14 protein-coding genes and 1 pseudogene are annotated in these 18,374 nt (G+C 60.0%); 9 read left to right on the top strand and 6 right to left on the bottom strand.

Features of this window, described 5'->3' with window-relative positions:
* The first annotated feature begins 17 nt into the window (after positions 1–17).
* From F2982_RS29605 to atzF, 7 genes are read left to right on the top strand one after another with little or no spacing between them, the layout of a single operon-like run.
* Positions 18–1,034, top strand: a complete 1,017-nt coding sequence (locus F2982_RS29605) for a formamidase (RefSeq protein ID WP_130279539.1) — start codon at positions 18–20, stop codon at positions 1,032–1,034.
* Between the two features lie 9 nt (positions 1,035–1,043).
* Positions 1,044–1,745: an isochorismatase family cysteine hydrolase gene (locus tag F2982_RS29610; protein ID WP_203431202.1), complete on the top strand. Its 702-nt coding sequence runs from the start codon at positions 1,044–1,046 to the stop codon at positions 1,743–1,745.
* Positions 1,745–2,800 (top strand): ring-opening amidohydrolase, encoded by a 1,056-nt coding sequence (locus tag F2982_RS29615; RefSeq protein WP_130279540.1) that lies wholly within the window; start codon positions 1,745–1,747, stop codon positions 2,798–2,800. Before F2982_RS29610 ends, F2982_RS29615 begins: the two co-directional genes overlap by 1 nt.
* Position 2,801: 1 nt before the next feature.
* A complete protein-coding gene (locus tag F2982_RS29620; RefSeq protein WP_112715953.1) occupies positions 2,802–4,352 on the top strand; it encodes an ABC transporter ATP-binding protein in 1,551 nt (516 codons plus the stop codon).
* Positions 4,352–5,020 carry a cysteine hydrolase gene (locus tag F2982_RS29625; protein ID WP_203431203.1) on the top strand — a complete coding sequence of 223 codons (669 nt, stop codon included), beginning with the start codon at positions 4,352–4,354 and terminating at the stop codon, positions 5,018–5,020. Before F2982_RS29620 ends, F2982_RS29625 begins: the two co-directional genes overlap by 1 nt.
* Positions 5,013–5,366, top strand: coding sequence for a cupin domain-containing protein (locus tag F2982_RS29630; RefSeq protein ID WP_203431204.1), 354 nt, complete (start codon positions 5,013–5,015; stop codon positions 5,364–5,366). The genes F2982_RS29625 and F2982_RS29630 overlap by 8 nt, the downstream gene beginning before the upstream one ends.
* Positions 5,363–7,159, top strand: coding sequence for an allophanate hydrolase (gene atzF / locus F2982_RS29635; RefSeq protein WP_203431205.1), 1,797 nt, complete (start codon positions 5,363–5,365; stop codon positions 7,157–7,159). Before F2982_RS29630 ends, atzF begins: the two co-directional genes overlap by 4 nt.
* A 498-nt stretch (positions 7,160–7,657) precedes the next feature.
* On the opposite strand, the gene F2982_RS29640 is transcribed toward atzF, so the two are convergent.
* Positions 7,658–9,514: a glycoside hydrolase family 15 protein gene (locus F2982_RS29640; RefSeq protein WP_203431206.1), complete on the bottom strand. Its 1,857-nt coding sequence runs from the start codon at positions 9,512–9,514 to the stop codon at positions 7,658–7,660.
* Between the two features lie 345 nt (positions 9,515–9,859).
* Between F2982_RS29640 and F2982_RS29645 the strand changes: the two genes are divergently transcribed.
* Positions 9,860–10,363 carry a 2'-5' RNA ligase family protein gene (locus tag F2982_RS29645; protein ID WP_203431207.1) on the top strand — a complete coding sequence of 168 codons (504 nt, stop codon included), beginning with the start codon at positions 9,860–9,862 and terminating at the stop codon, positions 10,361–10,363.
* A gap of 576 nt (positions 10,364–10,939) precedes the next feature.
* Here F2982_RS29645 and F2982_RS29650 read toward each other — a convergent pair.
* The 5 genes and pseudogenes from F2982_RS29650 to F2982_RS29670 form a co-directional block, all read right to left on the bottom strand.
* Positions 10,940–11,926, bottom strand: coding sequence for an aldo/keto reductase (locus F2982_RS29650; RefSeq protein ID WP_203431208.1), 987 nt, complete (start codon positions 11,924–11,926; stop codon positions 10,940–10,942).
* 189 nt (positions 11,927–12,115) lie between these two features.
* Positions 12,116–13,321, bottom strand: coding sequence for a mandelate racemase/muconate lactonizing enzyme family protein (locus F2982_RS29655; protein WP_203431209.1), 1,206 nt, complete (start codon positions 13,319–13,321; stop codon positions 12,116–12,118).
* Positions 13,322–13,336: 15 nt separating this feature from the next.
* Positions 13,337–14,698, bottom strand: coding sequence for a mandelate racemase/muconate lactonizing enzyme family protein (locus F2982_RS29660; RefSeq protein WP_203431210.1), 1,362 nt, complete (start codon positions 14,696–14,698; stop codon positions 13,337–13,339).
* 65 nt (positions 14,699–14,763) lie between these two features.
* Positions 14,764–15,929 (bottom strand): annotated as a pseudogene (locus F2982_RS29665) (mandelate racemase/muconate lactonizing enzyme family protein).
* A gap of 53 nt (positions 15,930–15,982) precedes the next feature.
* Positions 15,983–16,693 carry a GntR family transcriptional regulator gene (locus F2982_RS29670; RefSeq protein ID WP_112716169.1) on the bottom strand — a complete coding sequence of 237 codons (711 nt, stop codon included), beginning with the start codon at positions 16,691–16,693 and terminating at the stop codon, positions 15,983–15,985.
* Positions 16,694–16,894: 201 nt separating this feature from the next.
* Here F2982_RS29670 and F2982_RS29675 point away from each other — a divergent pair, with 201 nt between their 5' ends.
* Positions 16,895–18,373 carry a sugar ABC transporter substrate-binding protein gene (locus F2982_RS29675; protein WP_203431211.1) on the top strand — a complete coding sequence of 493 codons (1,479 nt, stop codon included), beginning with the start codon at positions 16,895–16,897 and terminating at the stop codon, positions 18,371–18,373.
* The last annotated feature ends 1 nt before the right edge of the window (position 18,374 follow it).

Raw genomic sequence — 18,374 nt, forward strand, 5'->3', positions numbered from 1 at the left:
CAGAAAGGAGCCCAGCCATGAATGGCCTAGGCGGTTTGAACAAATCGGAGCACGGTGTCGGCATCGGCCTCGTCCAGCTGCAATTGCCGGTCACCGTCACCAGGGCGGACCTTGCGCGCCAGACGCAGGTGATCGTCTATCTCGTCGGCAAGGCGAGACGCAATCAGCCGGGCATGGATCTCGTGGTCTTCCCCGAATATGCCCTGCACGGCCTGTCGATGGACATCAATCCGGATATCATGTGCAGCCTCGACGGTCCTGAAGTCGCCGCCTTCAAGCAGGCCTGCCGCGACAACGCCATCTGGGGCTGCTTCTCGATCATGGAGCTGAACCCCGGCGGCATGCCCTACAATTCCGGCATCGTCATCGACGATCAGGGCGAGCTCAAGCTCTACTATCGCAAGATGCATCCCTGGGTCCCGATCGAGCCATGGGAGCCCGGCGATCTTGGCATTCCCGTGATCGACGGCCCGAAGGGCGCGAAGCTTGCGCTGATCATCTGCCACGACGGCATGTTCCCGGAAATGGCCCGCGAATGCGCCTACAAGGGCGCCGAGATCATGATCCGCACGGCGGGCTATACCGCGCCGATCCGCGACAGCTGGAAGTTCACCAACCAGTCCAACGCCTTCTGCAATCTCATGGTCACCGCCAGTGTCTGCATGTGCGGCTCCGACGGCACCTTCGATTCCATGGGCGAAGGCATGATCTGCAATTTCGACGGCACGATCATCGCTCACGGCACATCCGGCCGCGTCAACGAGATCATCACCGCCGAGGTCCGTCCCGATCTCGTCCGAGAGGCACGTCTCGGCTGGGGTGTCGAAAACAACATCTACCAGTTCGGCCATCGCGGTTATGTCGCGGTATCGGGTGGCGCCGGTGACGCGCCCTACAGCTACATGCACGACCTGATCGCCGGCCGCTACCGCTTGCCCTGGGAAGACCAGATCAAGGTCACCGACGGCACCTCCTGCGGCTTCGACACGCCGGCACGCCGCTACGGCGAAACCCTCAAACCCGCTGCCGAATAGGACAAGACGATGGACACTCTGGTCGAGACCAAGATGCATTACATCACCGCCGACCCCTATCCCTGGCCGTATAATGGCGCGCTGCGACCCGACAATACCGCTCTCATCATCATCGACATGCAGACCGATTTCTGCGGCAAGGGCGGCTATGTCGATCACATGGGCTACGACCTGTCGCTGGTCCAGGCACCGATCGAGCCGATCAAGGCGGTGCTTACAGCCATGCGTGCCAAGGGCTATCACATCATCCATACCCGCGAGGGCCACCGGCCCGATCTCGCCGACCTGCCGGCCAACAAGCGCTGGCGTTCGCAACGCATCGGCGCCGGCATCGGCGATCCCGGCCCCTGCGGCCGCATTCTCACCCGTGGCGAACCAGGCTGGGACATCATCCCCGAACTGTACCCGGTCGCCGGCGAGACGATCATCGACAAGCCCGGCAAGGGTTCCTTCTGCGCCACCGACCTGGAGCTGATCCTCAACCAGAAGCGTATCGAAAACATCATCCTGACCGGCATCACCACTGATGTCTGCGTCTCGACCACCATGCGCGAAGCCAACGACCGCGGCTTCGAATGCCTGCTGCTCGAAGACTGCTGCGGCGCCACCGATTACGGCAATCATCTCGCCGCCATCAAGATGGTGAAGATGCAGGGCGGCGTGTTCGGCTCGGTCTCCAATTCGAACACTCTGATCGAGGCGCTGCCCTGATGTCCTCAATGCGTGCCCATGTCTATCGCGTTGCGGCAGCCGGCCCCGACGACGTCTCCGGCGTCGAGGCGCTGTTTGCCGCCGGGCTGAGGCCGGAAAGCGTCGTTGCCATCCTCGGCAAGACGGAAGGCAATGGCTGCGTCAACGACTTCACCCGCGGCTTTGCCAGCCGCAGCTTCGAAGCGCTGTTCGCGAGGCATGGCGTCACCGGCGTCTGCCTCGTCATGTCCGGCGGCACGGAGGGCGCGCTGTCGCCGCACTGGACGGTCTTTTCCCGCGAAAAGAGCGAGGCGCCGGCGGGCCGCGCGTTGGCGATCGGCACCGCACGTACGCCGGTCCTTCCCTTCCACCATCTCGGGCGCCGCCAGCAGATCCTGATGGTCGCCAACGGTGTGAAGGCGGCGATGCGCGATGCCGGCATCGATGACCCGAGGGACGTGCATTTCGTCCAGATCAAATGCCCGCTTCTGACGCTGGCCCGCGTTGGCGTCGCCGAGAACGAAGGCGAGGCGGTCGCGACCCGCGACACGCTGAAATCGATGGGCCTGTCGCGCGGTGCCTCCGCCCTCGGTGCCGCCGTCGCCCTCGGCGAGGCCGACCCAGGTTCGATTGCCGACGCCGACATCTGCACGCGCTACGCCATCTTCTCTCGCCGCGCATCCACCTCCGGCGGCGTCGAATTGCTTGACCATGAAATCGTCGTGCTCGGCATGGGCAACGGCTGGTCCGGTCCCTTCGCGATCGACCATGCCGTGATGGAGAATGCGATCGACACATCCTCCGTGCTAAAGGCACGCGATCGTCTGCCCGCCAGTGCCCGTCTCACCGCGGTGCTCGCCAAGGCTGAGCCCGACCCGTCGGGAAAGGTCGGTGGTCTGCGCCACACCATGCTCGACGATTCCGACATATCAGGCACACGCCATGCCCGCGCCTTCGTCGGCGGCGTGCTCGCCGGCGTCTTCGGCATGACCGATCTCTATGTCTCCGGCGGGGCCGAACACCAGGGTCCCTCCGGCGGCGGTCCCGTCGCCATCATCGTTGAAAAGGAGAGTTGAAGTGAGCATCGTTCGCGACACGCCCCTTCCCCAGGCCGGCAAGGCCATCGGTATCGATACCCTCGGCATGACCATGCGCTTCGGGTCGTTCACCGCACTGGACAACGTCTCGATCAGCATTCCTGCCGGCAGCTTTCACGCGCTGCTCGGAGAAAACGGCGCCGGCAAATCGACCCTCGTCAAATGCATCATGGGCTTCTACCATGCCACATCGGGCTCGCTATCGGTCGGCGGCCGCGAGGCTGCGATCGCCTCGCCCCGGGATGCGGCTGCCTATGGCCTCGGCATGGTCTACCAGCACTTCACACTGGTGCCGTCGCTAACCGGCGCCGAAAACCTGGTGATCAGCGGAGCCGAAGTGCCCGCAGTCATCAACTGGGCCAAGGAACGCCGTGATCTTGCGGCCTTCATGGAACGCATGCCGTTCAAGATCCCGCTCGAACGCCCTGTCAGCGAGCTGGCGGCCGGCGAAAAGCAGAAGCTTGAGATCGTCAAGCAGCTCTATCTCGGCCGCTCCTTCATCGTGCTTGACGAACCGACATCGGTGCTGACCCCGGCCGAAGCCGACGAGATGCTGGGGCTCGTGCGCGCTATGACAGAGCGCGGCGAGCTGACCGTACTGATGATCAGCCACAAGTTCCACGAGGTGACCAAGTTTGCCGATGCCGTCTCGATCCTGCGCCGCGGCAAGCTGGTCGGCAGCGGCAAGATCGGCGAGCTCTCGATATCCGATATGGCGGCGATGATGATCGGCGACGTCAAGCTTGCCGAGCTCGACGCCCGCACACCGGTTTCCGATAGCGCGCCGATGGTGCTTGCCGTCGAGGCCGCCAAGGCACCGGATCGCTCCGGCCTCAAGACCATCGAGATCGACAGGCTCACCGTCCGCTCGGGCGAAATCCTCGGGATCGCCGGCATATCCGGCAACGGCCAGAAGGAACTGACAGAAATTCTCGCAGGGCAGCGCCCGCTGGAAGCAGGCAGCGTCTCCGTCAAGGGCAGCCGCTACGGCGCCACCCGGCCGGAAACGCGCCAGCACAACGTCCGCTTCATCCCCGAAGAGCCGCTGCAGAACGCCTGCGCCCCGAAGATGACCGTCAGCGAGAACCTTGCCTTCCGCACCTTCGATCTCAAGGACGGCGGCGGCGATGCTATCTGGCTGAGCAAGGGACAGATGAAGAAGCGCGCCGCCGATCTGATTGCCGATTTCAAGGTGAAGACCGCCTCGTCCGCCTCGCCGATCGCGGCTCTGTCGGGCGGCAACGTGCAGCGTGCGGTGCTTGCCCGCGAGCTGACCGGCGATGTCGATCTCCTGATCGTCTCCAATCCCTGTTTCGGCCTCGACTTTTCTGCTGTCGCCGATATCCGAGCCCGCATCATGAAGGCGCGCAACGCCGGAACGGCGGTGCTGCTGCTGTCGGAAGATCTGGACGAGCTCCTGGAAATGTCCGATCGCATTATGGTCATCTCGGAAGGCAAGCTGGTTTACGAAACGCCAGCCCGCGGTGCCGACATCGGCGTGATCGGCGCCCATATGGCAGGACATCACTGATGGTCGGCATTGCGGCAGAACCATTTGCCTTCCCGGCAAGACCGGGCGAACTGGCCCTCGTCGTCATCGACATGCAGCGTGATTTCGCCGAGCCCGGCGGCTTCGGCGCCAGCCTCGGCAACGATGTCAGCCGGATCAGCAGGATCATTCCCGACGTCAAGCGCCTGATCGAAGGCTTCCGCCAGGCGGGACTGCCGGTCATTCACACGATGGAATGCCACAAGCCCGATCTTTCCGATCTGCCGCCGGCAAAGCGCGATCGCGGCAGCCCGTCGCTGAGGATCGGCGATGCCGGTCCGATGGGCCGCATCCTGATCGCAGGCGAGCCGGGAACAGCAATTCTCCCTGAGCTTGCACCCGTCGATGGCGAGATCGTTATCGAGAAGCCCGGCAAGGGCGCATTCTATGCAACGCCGCTCGGCGACATCCTGAAAGAGGAAGGCATCAGCCAGCTGGTCTTTGCCGGCGTCACCACCGAGGTCTGTGTGCAGACGACGATGCGCGAAGCCAATGACCGCGGCTACGAGTGCCTGCTCGCCGAGGAGGCGACCGAAAGCTATTTCCCCGAATTCAAAAAGGCGGCAATCGACATGATCCGCGCCCAGGGCGCGATCGTCGGCTGGACCGCCCATGTGGACGATATTCTGAAAGGGATCGCCGATGCCTGAAACGACGCGCGAGATGCTGACGCTGGGCGGCTGGAATAAACTGGCCTTCGAGCCATTCCGTGACGGGGTGGAGATACACTGGATCCGCAGGTTCGAGGCGGACCAGCCGGGGATAGCGCTCTTGAAATACGAGGCAGGAGCAGCCGTCCCCCGGCACCGGCATGAGGGTCTGGAGACGATCTTCGTTCTTGACGGCACGCAATCCGACGAGGCGGGCGACTACGGCCGCGGCAGCTATGTCGTCAATGCCGAAGGCACCGAGCATTCCGTGTGGAGCGATACCGGATGCGTGGTCCTGATCCAGTGGGACAGGCCGGTGAGGATTTTGGAAGAGGAAATGGCATGAGGACGGTACCAGCCTTCGATATCAGTTCACTGCACGCCTTCTACGCCGACGGCGGAAAGGCTGAGGATGTGATCGAGGCGGTCTTCGCCCGCATCGCGGCGGTAAACGATCCGGGCATCTTCATCTCAATTGCCAGCAAGGCGGATCTGCTCGCCCAAGCAGCGGCACTCGGCACATTCGACCCGTCGGCAAAGCCGCTCTGGGGCATCCCCTTCGCCGTCAAGGATAATATCGACGTCACCGGCATGCCGACCACCGCCGCCTGCCCCGACTATGCCTATACGCCCGAAAAGGATGCGACCGTCGTTGCCCGGCTGAAGGCGGCCGGTGCCATCGTCGTCGGCAAGACCAATCTTGATCAGTTCGCCACTGGCCTCGTCGGCGTCCGCTCGCCCTATCCGATACCGCGCAACGCCATCGATCCCAAGCTTGTGCCAGGGGGCTCGTCTTCCGGATCGGCGGTCGCCACCGCCCAGGGCATCGTCAGCTTCGCGCTCGGCACCGATACAGCCGGCTCCGGCCGCATTCCCGCCGGCCTCAACAACATCGTCGGCTTGAAGCCGAGCCTCGGCGCGCTTTCGACATCGGGCGTCACTCCCGCCTGCCGCACGCTCGACTGCGTCTCGGTCTTCGCGCTGACGGTCGACGATGCATGGTGCGTGTTCTCGGCTGCGGCCGCGCCAGATGAAACCGACGCCTATTCGAGAGATTACGGCCCGCTTGCGCTAGAGGCGCTGCCGCCGGTTCTGAGAATCGGCGTGCCGGCGCGTGCCGATCTGCGGTTCTTTGGCGACGAGGCGATGGCTGAAGCTTTTGACAAGAGCCTCGATGACCTCGCCGGGATGGGCTACGCGATCACCGAACTGCCCTTCCACGATTTCTATAAGGTCGCCGATTTGCTCTACGAGGGGGCCTGGGTCGCCGAGCGCTATGCCGCCGTCAAGGAATTCTTTGATGCGAAGGAAGCGAGCCTCCATCCGGTGACCCGCAAGATTTATGGCGGCGCCAGGACGCTCTCCGCCTCGGACGCCTTCCGCGGCCTCTACGCGCTTCAGGCCTATAAAAAGCAGCTCGCGCCTGTCATCGCCTCGGTCGATCTGCTCTGCGTGCCGACGGCACCGCGGCACTTCACTGTCGCCGAGCTGGAAGCCGAACCGATCCGCGAGAACTCGCGGCTGGGCACCTACACGAATTTCGTCAATCTGCTCGGTCTCTGCGGCATCGCCGTACCCTGTGGCCGGCGCCGCGACGGCCTGCCATCGAGCGTGACGCTGCTTGCGCCAGCTGGCCAGGACGGCATCGCTGGCGCCGTGGCGCGGAGGCTTCACCAGGCGAGCGGCCTAACGCTGGGTGCTACCGGCTGGACGCTTCCAAAGACCGCTGCTGTGGCGCCACCCGCGCGTGGCCAAATTGAAATTGCGGTGGTCGGAGCTCATCTGAGCGGCATGCCTCTCAATGCCCAACTCACATCCAGGGACGCGCGTTTTGTGCGCACCGCAAAGACATCCGATGCGTACCGATTGTTCGAATTGACATCTCAGAAGCCTTCGAAGCCCGGCCTGCTTCGCATCCGTGATGGAGAAGGCGGCGAAATCGACGTGGAGGTTTGGCGTTTGTCTGCTGAGGCGTTCGGAAGTTTCGTCGCCGAGATACCATCCCCCTTAGGGATCGGGACGATCGCCTTGGCCGATGGGTCCAGTGTTAAGGGCTTCCTCGTTGAAGCATCTGCAGTGAGCAACAGTGCCGACATTACGGCATTTGGAGGCTGGCGCGCGTTCCTGACGGGCAAATAGTTGCCCGTCATCCTGCCATTGCCATGCACGCCGCGTCGGTCGATGCGGTCAATGTCGCTGAGTGCTGATGAAGCAAGAGATGTTCGCAGAACCGTCGATGGCACATGAGTTGACGCACGGCTGACCCATGCGATGAAGCGTTTTTGTTTTTCAGCGCTGTTCACAGCGGCAAAATCATGTTGTCGTTCATTAACGCTGCATTAACCAAACCGCCTCAGTCTCAGCTTGTCAGTTCCTCTCTGGCATCGACTGCTTTGCGGGGGCGTGGAGCAGTTTTAATTGGAGATCACGCGGGCGAGCGTGATCTCCTTTTTCCCTTGCACCGGTCGCTCGCAAGGGACGGCCGCGCAGAGCGGTCAGCAGTCTCCAAGACAGGGTGGCGTGCTCACGGATCAAGCCGGATCCTCCGGCCAGTCGGCCCGGCACTGCTATTGAACGTGCGCTCGACAGATGGCTATTGATTTCTGCTCGCACGCCGGGATCCGCAACCGCCATTGCTTACGGCCGCCATTCTTGGTCGTTTCGTCGATCAAGCTCACGGTCGAGATAATAGGCTGCGCTGATCAGCGCCAAATGCGTAAAAGCTTGCGGAAAATTGCCAATCAGGTCAGAGCGGACATCGAACTCCTCGGCATAAAGACCGAGATCGTTGGCGTAGTTGAGGACCGCCTCGAATACCTGCCGCGCCTTCTTCAGGTCGCCGGCGCGCGCAAGGCATTCTGCATACCAGAAAGAACAGGCCGAGAAAGCACCTTCCCGGCCGCGCAAACCGTCGGCGCTCTTGTAGCGATAGACGACGCCGTCGTCAGAAAGTGTTCGCCCGATCGCGTCAAGAGTTGCCAGCCATCGCGGGTCTGTCGCACTGACGAAGCGCACCAGTGGCATCAGTAGCAGGGATGCGTCGAGGCTATCGCCATTCTTCGTTTGAACGAAATGTCCGTTTTCCTCATTCCAGAAATTGGCCCAGATGTCCTCATAGATATCATTGCGCACGTCGATCCATTTGGCGAAAGGCGCAGCCAGCGAGCGCTTGCTCGCAAGGCGTATCGCGCGATCAACCGCCACCCAGCACATCAGCCGGGAATGGAGGAAATGCTGCGGCTCCCGGCGCATTTCCCAGATACCCGCATCGGCATCCTGCCAATGCTCGCACACATAGTCGATGACGTCTCGCACGCCACGCCAGCCGTCATGAGATATGGCGTGACCGTATTTGTTGCTGAGATAGATCGCATCCATAAGCTCGCCGTAGATATCAAGCTGGAACTGCTCGGATGCCTTGTTGCCGATGCGAACCGGACGCGCTCCGCCATAGCCCCGCATATGGTCAAGACTGACCTCTTCCGGCACTTGCCCACCATCGACGGCGTACATGATATCAAGTTTGCCTCGGGAACCGCATCTCATAGCGCGCTTGCCGATCCAGCCGTTGAAAGCCTCGGCCTCCTGCTGGTATCCAAGTCGCATCAAGGCGTAAATAGTAAAGGATGCATCCCGGATCCATGTCGCGCGATAATCCCAATTGCGGCTACCCCCGGGCGCTTCGGGCAAACCAAAAGTTCCCGCTGCAACAATCGAGCCGTGGCGCCTTGACGTCATCAGCTTCAGCGTCAGCGCGGATCTGTTGACCATCTCCCGCCATCGGCCGCGATAGGTTGATTGCGAAGCCCAATCCTGCCAATAGGCAATGGTGGCGTCCTCGAAACCATCAATCTCCGATATCTCGATTAGACGCTGATCGACAGCTGCAAGGATGAAATCTGCCGTCTCTCCGGCCATCAGGAGACCGCCAGCTACGACGTCGGCGCCATCCGCGGAAAGGCCAGTGTTCGACGACAAACGAAATCCCTGAACGGAAGCTGAGGGCTCCCAAGATGCCGCTTTGCCGTTCACGATAGCGCCCATCTTTTGCCGGGCGTAGTCGAAACGCGGCGCGCAGCGCATCGTGAACTGGACCTTGCCGCGCGTGACCTTCAGACGCCGCGCGAGCGTCGTCGCTGTGTCGGCTACGCCATTGTTGACGGCCATGAAATCAGTAAGTTCCGCACTCGCATCAGCGCCCATCCAACGGGTGATGAGAACATTGGTGTCTGAACGGTATTGATGGACCACCCTGGCATCAGCGATATTCGGCGAGATTTCGAAGTTTCCACCATTTTCGGGATCGAGGAGCGCCGCGAAGATTGTCGGACTGTCAAAGTTCGGCCAACACATGAAATCGATCGCCCCATCCTTGGCGACCAAGGCCAGTGTTGCGAGGTCACCGATAACGCCATGATCAGAGATCGGACGCGGTATGGCGTTTCCCTGCTTTTCACGTTCAATCTCGTCGTATCCTGCCGACAGGCGATCCATCCGCCACTCCAGTCATGTTGCCTGCTCAAAACGCGCCGACCGAGATTCGGTTTCGTGGCGATCGGTGGCAACATTAAAGCGCTAATTGCACAGGGAGGTCTGTGGGTGGTAAGGATCGCCTGCCTTCTCGGCTACCTGCATTCTTCGCTCCGGTCCCGGCAGCGGGCGGCGCCGTGCCCCGACAGCCTCATGGTGGTGTCGACTTGGCGTTCATCTCTCCACCGGCGATCGATCGCCGAGCGATGCTGGTAGCTTGTTTGGCCAGACCAGCGCACTGAGCGCCTTTGCGCGCTTCTCTGAGATGCCCCTGCTTGTATTTTAACTGCGTCAATCTATCTCGATGCTATGATCCTGACCGCAGCATTCCCCGATGACGATCTCGCAGCGTTTGAAGCCTTGCGTAAAAGGCACTTTCCCAGTCCCCGCAACTTTCTGCGCGCGCATCTGACGATGTTTCATCAAATCGATAACATCCGCCTCGCAGACATCCGTACGACACTCGCAGCCCTGGCAGCAGACGTCGTGCCTGCGACCGTGACAACGACCGGCATATACCACCTCGGCCGTGGCGTCGCCTTCGCGGTCGCCTCCGACGAGCTCAACAATATTCGCGCTGCCTTGCGACGCAGCTTTCAGCCGTGGCTTTGCCCGCAGGACCTTCAGCCATGGCGGCCGCACATTACCGTGCAAAACGGGGTCGACACGAAAAAGGCCAACCTGTTGTTCGACGAACTCCGCGATGAGTTTGAGCCGAAGACATTGAACATGATTGGGTATCAGCTATGGCACTACCAAGGTGGTCCCTGGAAGCTGGAGGCAACGTATAGCTTCTCCGATCCGGCGAGATAGGGCAACTGGCTGTTGTGCCCGCTTGGTGCCGGGGAGCCGACGGGTTGAAAGCCGCAAAGAATGGCAAGGGTGACGCAATCGATCATGGACAACGCATGGTTGAAGACCCACTTTATAAGCTCTGGCGAACGATCAGGCCTGCAGCGGTTGGACGCCAATCCCGCGGCCTCTGCCACTTGACATTGGCAGCGGGAGAAGTACCGACGTTGGACATCAACCAGATTTTTCTATCAATCTTGCTTTTGTGGAGATCCTTATGAGCTTGATGAGGGAAACCAAGGACGCCGAGCAGGCTGGTTGTTTGAGCGCGCGAAATGGGGCCTTACTGTCTGCAAACCCTTATCAAGGTCGACCTGACCGCTATGCGGCCTGGCTTAGAGGTTATAGAGACGCTTGGGCAAACGTGACAGGCACGGGGCTCAAAACATCTGCAGAATTATCTCCGGACGGTAACAGTTCCCCACTTGGATAGAAGGACGATCAGCGGCGGCGGCTCATCGGCGTAAGATGTCTCGTTTGCCGATAGGACATGGCAGCCTGAAATGGCTCTGTAAGGCTGCGACGGGAACCGGCGCTCTATCGTTCGGCCGTTGGCGCAGGAGCGCTGGCGTAGCGCTCACCGTGAACCGTGATGGTCGAAAACAGGCGATCGATTTTCTCCAGATCACTTTCACTGAACTCAAGGGAAAGCGTATCGAGATTTTCGTCGAGCCTTTGCAGCTTCGTCGTTCCGGGAATGGGAACAATCCATGGCTTCCGTGCCAGCAACCAACCGATCGCAACCTGTGCAGCGGTCGCCCGCTTTTCCTCCGCGATTGCCTGGATCGCATCAATGATCGGTTGGTTCGCCGCGCGATTTTCAGCTGAGAGATAGGGATTTGTCTTGCGCTGATCGTTGTCGGCCGCGAAGTTCGTGCTTTGCCCCATCGTCCCCGACAGGAAGCCGCGTCCCAGAGGGCTATAGGCTACGAACCCGATCCCCAATTCTTCGACGGTCGAAAGAACGCTCGCCTCGGGGCGGCGCCACCACAGGGAGTACTCACTCTGCACGGCGGCAACCGGCTGGACCGCATCAGCTATCCGGATAGCTTCATCGTCGGCCTCCGATAGCCCAAAGTGCAAGACTTTACCGGCGTCGATCAAATCCTTGACCGTTCCTGCAACATCCGCCATCGCAACGTCAGGATCGATACGGTGCTGGTAGAGAAGGTCGATGTGGTCGGTTCTAAGCCGGACAAGCGCGGCATCGACCATCCGACGGATACTCTCCGGCCGGCTGTCAAGGCCATTGCTTGATCGCCCGTCCCTGAAGCCAAATTTTGTGGCAATCACGACGTGGTCGCGGATCGGTGCGAGAGCCTCCCCTACGAGTTCCTCGTTCGTGAAAGGACCATAGATTTCGGCGGTATCGAAGAAGGTCACTCCGCGATCGAATGCCGTTCGCATCAAAGTGATCGCATCGCTTGAGCGCATCGCGGGACCGCGGTGATGGTTCAAACCCATGCAGCCAAAACCAATAGCCGAGACTTCCAGACCCTGCCGGCCGAGCGTCCTTTTGAGCATCTTTTCCTCCTTCTATGATTTAATTCAAGGCGGCCAGACATTGCAATGAACCAGTCGCTCACCTGCCCACCCATCTTCCAGCAGAAGACTTGGCTGCTTCAGACACCTGCCAGCGGGGCCGAGAAATTTGGGGTGACACGTTCGTTGAAGGCTATTTTTCGCCTGGTCGTTGCTCGCGCTGATGACATTTCAGTTCAGGTCGAAAAATCCTGCATCTTCCTCCTTGAGGTATTTCTTCGCGCTCTCCGCGTCGATGTCGAGACCGAGGCCTGGCGTCTCAAGAAGATCCACCATGCTGTCCTTCACGATCTCTTCCGGCAAGCCAATGATCAGATCTTCCCACCAAGGATCCGAGGCGGTCGGATATTCAAAGGCAACATAATTTGCCGGCAGCGTCGCGCACACATTGATCAACGCGCCGAGACCAAGGAGCCCGTTTGCCGTTCCGTGTGGGGCCATCAGGATTGAGTGCATATAGGCGTGTTCGGTGATCCATTTCAGTTCCGCGATACCTCCGACATCAGCCGGGTCAGGCCCGATGACACGAACGGCTTGCGTTTCGATCAGCTCCTTGAAGTTGTGACGGAGATAGATCTGCTCGCCGGTGTGAATCGGTGTCGAGGTAGAGGTGGTCAGCTCCCTGTAGGCCTGAGGATTGACCCAGGGCACATAGTCGCCTGTCAGCATGTCCTCCAGCCACATCAGATTGTATTTCTCGACCGCGCGAGCAAACTTTATCGCATCCGGCAACATCCAGCCTGGGCCACAATCAAGCGCCAGGCTGACTTTGTCCCCAAGCACTTCCTTCATTGCGATGACGCAGTCGAGCATATTGTTGAAGCCGCGCTCGCTGATGACGCCCTGATCCATCGCGCCGTGGTAACCCGCCTTGGTCTGCGTCACACCATAATGAAAATCCTCGACCGTATCCTTCATATTGGAGTGGAACGAGATCCCCTGCTTGACCATAAAGAAATTCTGCGGCTGCTCCATCATCCATCTGACGTCGGCGGCGTAATCCTCCGGCCGATCACCCGAACGCTTCCGGCGCACCGAGCCATTATAGACGCGCACCTTGTCTCGCACCTTGCCCCCAAGCAGCTTGTAGGCCGGCACGCCAGCCGCTTTGCCGGCGATATCCCACAATGCATGCTCAATGGCGCTCACGGCCGCGCCATATGGCTTGAACGAGCCGCGCTGGCGGATCTTCAGCATCACCCTTTCGACGTCGGTGGGGTCCTCACCGATCAGAGCGTCGCGAAAATGCAATACCCATGGCTTGAGGTAAGTCTTGGTAAACTCCACCTCGCCGAGGCCATAGAGGCCCTCGTCGGTCACAATCCGGACGATGGGGTGTTTGCCGATAACAGCGCAGCGCAGGTCGGTGATCTTCATCTTCGTTTTCTCGCTTCAACTCCAGGTACGATCCCAGGAATACTCGTCATCCCAATGGTCAGTGGGCTGCCAAATGCCGGCGACACCCGGCTGCAAATGCTGCAGGATGACCTCGTCGACGACATCGTCGATCCCAAGCCCCGGCTTGTCGGGCACAGTGATAAAACCATCCTTCACCAATGGTCTTGGTAGGCCCGTCACAATGTCGTCCCACCAGTCGACATCGGCCGAATGATATTCAAGGGCCATGAAGTTTTCGGTCGCTGTCGCAACATGAGCAGCCGCCATCGCCGCAATCGGGCTCTCCGCCATGTGGATCGCCATTGCCACACCGCGATCCTGGGCCATGTCACCGATCTTCTTGGTCTCAAGGATGCCTCCGCTGGTCAGAAGATCCGGATGGATGACCGAAACACCGCCACTGTCGAGGAGCGGCTGAAAACCCTCCTTGAGATAGATGTCTTCGCCGGTACAGATCGGTACGGTGGTGGCATCCTGCAATTGCCGATATTGCTGTGCGTATTGCCAGGGGATCACGTCCTCGAGCCATGCCGGCACATATTTCTCGATGCGTCGCGCGAGGCGAATGCCGTTCTGCATCGAAATATGGCCGATGTGGTCGATCGCGAGCGGTACATTCATTCCAATGACTTCGCGAACCTCGGCGATGTATTGCTCAAGCAAGTCCAGGCCCTTGTCGGTAAAGTGCAGACCCGTAAATGGATGCTGGACGTTATGCACGTCATAGGCTGCATTGCGAAGACGGCGTTCGTCCGCCGTCTTCAACGGTCCGCGCGTCGGGCTGTCGCGATATCCTTCCAGCGAGCCTGCAGGAAACACCACCGCTCCAGGGACATCGGCGATCTGCATCAGCCCAAGGTCCATCTTGAGGAAGGTGAAGCCGAGATCCATGCGCTCTTTTAGGCGCTTGCCGGTTTCCGTGCCGCTCGGCACGGTGGCGTCCGTGTCGCAATAAACGCGTACCTTCTCCCGGAAGCGACCGCCGAGCATCTGGTAGACCGGAACGCCATAGGCCTTGCCGGCAAGATCCCAAAGGGCAATTTCGACCGCCGATACACCGCCGCCTTGCCGTCCATGTCCGCCGAACTGTTTGATGCGCCGGAACAGGCGATCGATGTCGCAGGGGTTTTCGCCAAGCAATCGGCTCTTCAACATGAGAGCATAAGTCGCGCTCGCCCCGTCCCGGACCTCGCCGAGCCCGACGATTCCCTGGTTCGTATAGATCTTGAGAAGCGCAGAGGTGAAGGGTGCACCGACGATTTCGGCAACCCGCATGTCGGTAATGCGAAGGTCCGAGGGCTTGGAATTCTGGTTCACCCGATCGAGCGCGTCTTCGGCTCCGTCTGCCTCTTTCATAAGTTGATCCTCGCTCCTGTCGACAGGGCTGGCCGCCGCGCGGCCGGCACAGCCGAAAACGTTGGTCAGTCCAGTGCAATCTCGTGGTCTTGAAGGTAGTCGCGGTTCATCTCGATACCGAGCCCGGGCTTGGGGCTGAGCTTCAGGTTGCCATTTGAGACATCGAGTGGGCGGTCGATGAGATGATCGTACTTGCCCAGGTTCCACTCCGATGTCTCGAGTTTGTAGAAGTTCGGAACGGTCATCATCACCTGGGCGCCAGCGACAACGTTGATCGGGCCGGCGGCGTCATGCGGGGAGACCGGGATATAATAAGCTTCGCAAAGAGCTGAGATTTTCTTCAGTTCGGTAATGCCCCCGTCCAGGTGACGTCCGGCATGATGTAGTCGGCAAGCTTGTTTTCGAGAACCGGAACGAAGTCCCACTTGGTGTGGCCGCGCTCGCCCCACGAGATCGCGGCGCTTACCTTCTCCCGGACCTGCTTGAGAGCGTTGAGGCTTTCGGGTGGGCAAGGCTCCTCAAACCAGTCTATTTGCCCCGCTTCCTCAAGGCTTCGGCAAAGGCGAATGGCAGTGGGGACATCGAAACGGCCGTGGGCGTCGATCAAGATGTCGACATCAGGACCCGCCGTCTCACGGATCAGCGCGGTAAGCTCTGCGGCTTCGCGCTCATCCTTTCGGGTCATGGTGCCGTCAAGATAGCCGTCTCGCTGTTCTCGCGCGTAACCATCGGCGATGCGTCCTTGTTGGGGGAAAGGATCGAACTTCAGTCCGGTGTGACCAGAATCGACGATGTCGCGGATTTCGCGGATGACGGCCTCTCTGCTGGTAAACCTCGCCTGATTGGGATGGGTGTAGAGCGCGATCTCGTCTCGTACCGGGCCCCCGAGAAGCTCGTAGATCGGCTTGCCGATGACTTTCCCGCGGATATCCCATAGAGCTATGTCGATCGCGCTGACGCATTCGACAGCCGCACCTCGGCTGCCCATGTAGGTAAAGCTGCGAAATATCTTGTGCCACAAGTATTCGATGCGCCCCGGATCCTCGCCTTTCAGTGCTTGGCCGATCTGGCGCAGGATCGTACAGAGCGCACGATTGGCGAGTTTCGTCGTCGTTGTGATCTCTCCCCAGCCGCTCACCCCGTCGTCGGTCGTCACCTCGACGAACAGGAACTCGCCCCAGTAAGACGCATCCGACTTGATGAGCCACGGCCGTACACTGGTAATCTTCATCTGGGGTACCTTTGACTTGGAGGCATGAAGGAGAGTCTACACCCGGGCTTTGTCTATCCCGCACGAAGAGCGCTACGCGCCCGCATGTGTTCGAGGAGATGACGGCCGGAGCCCTCGACGTGCCGGGCGATGAGTTCAGCTGCCGCCTCGGCGTTTCCCGACTTCACATGCGCGATGAGCTCACGGTGTTCACTCAGGATGGCGGCCCGGCGGGCAAGCGTGAAATTGAACCGCCGCCCGACTGCGCGCAGCACTTCACGGTGCTTCCACCAGAGTTCGGCAGCATGACGGTTATAGTGCTTCTGGTACATCACCGTATGAAAAGCCGTGTCCAACTCACTGTGTTTGAACGGGTCGGCAAAATCGTTTTGCTCAATCAGATCCTGAATGCGCTCAAGTTCGGCAATGTCGTCAACGGTTGCCATCGTGACGAACCAGCGTGTCAATGCCGGTTCAATGAGGACACCAATCTCGTAGATATCGCGAACAAAGTCCTGATCGATCGGCCGGACGCGCGCACCCCGGTTCGGCACGAATGTGACGAAACCCTCTCCTCGCAAAAGCTGCAAGGCCTCGCGCACCGGGTTGGTGGACGTACCATGGCGCCGGGCGAGATCGGTCACCACCAGCCGCTCGTTTGCCGCCAGCCGGCCCTCGATGATGTCGTCCCTGATGATTTTGTAGAGCGAGGCCCCCTCGCTCGATGCTCCATCGGCATCGATGCCTTCAGGTGGTCCGGCTCTGAAATCGCTCGTCTCGTTCAAAATAATCCCCATCCAATACTCGGCTTACTCGCCTATCATGCAAATCGGCTTCAAACAATGTACGATTTTGCCGATTGACAGACATTCCTTGATCTGAAAACGTGCAATCCGTCTGATGGGATACACTGCTTGAGGAGGCGGCCCAGCGGACAGGAGCGCTCGCCGTGGACCGAGCGGCTCGGGAGAACCTGGAGGATACCCATGACGAGGATTTCACTCGGAGGTGCCGTGCTGCGCGGCACCGTCTCAACCGCTTTGCTGATGTCGATGATGTCTGCCTCAGCCTTGGGCGCATCGGTCGACCTGAGCAAGTGGTCACCCGACTATGTAAGGTCGATCGCCGGCACACAGGACTTCGATACCGCAGCGGACTGCAGCAAGGTAACACCCCTCGACTATAAGGGGCGGCTGACCTTCTGGTACCAGGGTATCTTCGAGGGAGATCCCGATTCACTTCGGCAATATTACAAGGACTTCTTCGCGACGTTCCGCAAGACCTACCCCAATATTCAGCTCGAAGAACAGGGACTGACCTACAACGATCTTCTCGACAAGTTCCGCACCGCGCTTCTCGGCAACGCCGCACCGATGGCCGTCCGCCTGCAAATCCTCGGAGGCGTCGAGTTCGCTGCCAAGGGTTACCTTCAGCCTTTGAAGCCAGAGGATGTCGGCTACAAGACAGAGGACTTCTGGCCCGGCGCAATGAAGGCCGTCAGTTGGGATGGCGTGCCTTATGGCATTCCGACCAATAACGAGACGATGGCATTCATCTGGAATGCCGACATATTCAAGCGCGCTGGCCTCGATCCCGACAAGGCGCCAGCCACCTGGGATGACGTCGTAAAATATTCCAAGCAGATCCATGACAAGCTTGGCGTGTCGGGCTATGGCCTCGTGGCCCGCAAGAACGCTGGCAATACGCCATACCGTTTTATGCCGCAGCTATGGGCTTATGGCGGTGGTGTCTTCGACGAAGCATCCGCCGATCCGACCTACAAGGAGGTCGAACTTGCCAGCCCTCAAAGCAAGGCGGCTTTGCAGGCCTCCTATGACATGTATGTCCGCGACAAGTCGGTTCCCGTTTCGGCGTTGACCAACCAGCAGGCTGACAATCAGCCGCTATTCCTTGCTGGCCAGCTGGGAATGATGGTTTCGCACCCGTCCGATTACGACGTCATGCTCGACCTGCAGAAAAAAGCAACGGCGACGGACAAGGAGAAAGCACAGACCGTTATCGACAACATGCGCTACGGCCTGATCCCGACCGGACCTGACGGCAAGCGTGCCGTGGTCTTCGGTGGCTCGAACATCCATATTCTCAAGCCGGAATATGTCGAGGGCGGCACGGTCGATGAACCCGCAGCCAAGGCGATCATCTGCATGTGGAGCAGCCCGGAATGGTCGCTGAAACTCGCCTATGTCGGATCCAACCCCGGGAACCTGAACGGCTTCAAGACGAAGTGGATGAAAGACCGGCTGGAAAAGATAAAGTTTCTTGACGTGACGACGTCCATGCTGCCCTACGGCATTCCCTTCCCAGCACTTCCGCAGTCACCGGAAATCATGAACATCATCGTGCCCGACATGCTGCAAAACGCGCTGACCGGGGCGATGACCGTTGACCAGGCCGCAGATGACGCGGCTAAAAAGGTCAAGGAACTGATGGATGGTGGCCTCTAGA

Origin of the sequence: Rhizobium sp. BG4 (assembly GCF_016864575.1) — a bacterium.
GTDB lineage: Bacteria > Pseudomonadota > Alphaproteobacteria > Rhizobiales > Rhizobiaceae > Rhizobium.